General features: G+C 46.5%; 2 protein-coding genes. Both read right to left on the reverse strand.

The window, feature by feature from the left end:
• Positions 1 to 133: 133 nt before the first annotated feature.
• A complete protein-coding gene (locus Q0482_RS03400) occupies positions 134 to 919 on the reverse strand; it encodes an ATP-binding protein (protein WP_299143390.1) in 786 nt (261 codons plus the stop codon).
• Positions 912 to 2,370, reverse strand: a 1,459-nt coding sequence (gene istA / locus Q0482_RS03405; protein ID WP_299143392.1) for an IS21 family transposase, incomplete at its 5' end; no start/stop codon positions are given. The genes istA and Q0482_RS03400, both read right to left, overlap by 8 nt.

The raw sequence follows: 2,370 nt of genomic DNA on the forward strand, positions 1-2,370 counted from the left end.
TGTTAGAGCCAGGCGTAAATCGCCATTTTGAGCCGGGCGAATTTGACCAATTTCAGCCAAAGAAAAATAGCCAACAATCCAGTGCTATTGTCAACTATTTAAAGAGATGGTCTATTTTTGTTCCATCGAAATATTACAATGTAGGCTTTCCGGTTCGTAGGGTGATTCTTTCCAGACCCTGCCCGCGGTAGCTGCTTCCATTAATCATAAATACCAAGGCATCATCAAAGGCCCGATCCATAGCGCAGGCCAATGAGTCGTTGTCTGCAAAATCCTCCGTCCAGTTTGATGGCATCTTATTACTGGTGAAGATAATCGTAGAATCCCTTTCTTTGCCACATCTCCGGTCTATCATATCAAAGAACAAGCGTGTATTATCTTTATCGAAGTGGCAGTGGCCAACTTCATCAATAATCAGGCAGTCCGGGTGCACAAGGCTCTTAAGCAGGCTGGCCGTCGTTCCATTATGCCGGGCATTATTCATCTTTTCGCGAAGCTCCGTCATCTTCAGAAAATAGGTATTGAGGCCCCGCTGGCAGCACTCATATCCGAAGGCCTGAGCCAGATGTGTCTTCCCCGTACCGGGAGGACCAATCAATGCCACATTCCTCCGGGCATACAAAGGTGACAGCATCTGCAGCTCTTTCAGACTGTCCTTGTCCTGCCCATAGAGACGGGAAAAGTCAAAATTACTAAAAGTCTTTGGATTCTGCAGAGGCAGCCTACTTGTTTTCAACCGGATATCCACCAATGCCTGATGCTTCTTCTGCGCCAGATGATTCATTACCATATCCAGGGCACAGAGCGACTCCGCATCAAAATGGTTCTCAATGGAAATCTGTGCAAGCTCTTCTGCCGTACAGCTTAAACTCAACTGGGCACATTCACCAGCTATTTTCTTGAACAAATCCTCACTCATCCTTTGGGCCCTCCTTTGTGAAGTCGAACTTCTTGAAGAAATCCTCATTTTCAAAAGGCTTCCGCTCTTCTAAATGAACAACTGTCCGAACCGGCATGGTAGGCAGTTCCTCAGGCTCTTTGCTGGAAAACTGATCGCCGCAGCAGGAATCCTGTCTGCTCCAGGTTACAGCATAGGTTTTCAGCACTTTTTCCAAATCTTCCGAATAAATGGTTAATGTATCAAATTCACGGCAGACGCGGACGCAGCTTTTGGCATACCATCCAGGAACCCCAAAACGTCTGCCTTCGTAGGTAACAAAGCCATCAAAAGAGATTCTGCGAATCGGGCAGAGATAATTCATAAGTTCCGCCTTTTCCTGCAGAGGATGAATATTGCGGCTGCACCTCGTTGCATGAACCTCCTCTGGAACCAAGTCGCAGCCGGCATGGCAGATACTGTTCTGCTTATTACACCATTCACGGGAGGCGGCGTTCAGATCATTCAGATTGTTGACGTTTATGTTAGACACCAGATTATCCTTTGCGTAACGAATAAGGCGCTCAACCTTTCCCTTCGTATATGGATGCCGGGGCTTGCATAACTTTGTCTGAAATCCGATGGTCTGCATAAATGAGGCATAATCATGCTGCCAGATAGGATGCCCCTCCAATGTGCGGCCAATAACTACGCTCTTCATGTTATCTGTAAGTACATAAGCGGGGACCCCAAGAAACCGAAACGCATGAATCATTCCAATGAACAGATTCTCCTGCCTGGCATTAGGGAAAAATTCCAGATAGCATTCCCCGCAATAGTGGCAGATCATGGCAAAGCAGGCAGCTCTAAGCCCGCCACCGGACTCTGTTTCAACATCCACAAAACCCCAATCCATCTGGAAGATGGTGCCAGGTTCTGTAGTATATCTCCTGCCGCGTGTACCAAGTCCCTCTACCGGTCTGTGCTTGGGTGGCAGCAGGTCCTTGTGAGTAGAGATATATTTCTTGACGGTACTGAGACTCCCCGAGAAGCCTTCGTGTCTTAAATAATCCAGACACACGACGGAATTACTGACGCCTTTGGCCAAAAGCCCATCCAAAAGGGAAGAAAAACCGTCCAAAATATGAAATGCCGGGGAACTACGCTTTTTCCGACTAAAGCTGCCGCCCTTCTTCTTCCAGGTTCTTAACCGGCTTCTGGAAATACCGGTTTTTCTACTCAATTCTGAAATATTAACAGATGTCAATGAGAAGTGGTCATCCTTGCACTCTGATTTCATTTCAGCAATGGCATGTGATACAATTGTTTCTAAGTCATTACATTTTACCTTCATGTATCCTCCTTTGCACTGGATTGTTGACTGCTTACATTGTAAACGAGGACGAAGGTAAATGTAATGGCTATTTTCGTTTGGCTGATTTTGGCGATTTTCGCCCGGCTCAAAATGGCTAAATTCGCCTGGCTCTAACACT

The organism is uncultured Dialister sp., assembly GCF_937959425.1.
Lineage (GTDB): Bacteria > Bacillota > Negativicutes > Veillonellales > Dialisteraceae > Dialister.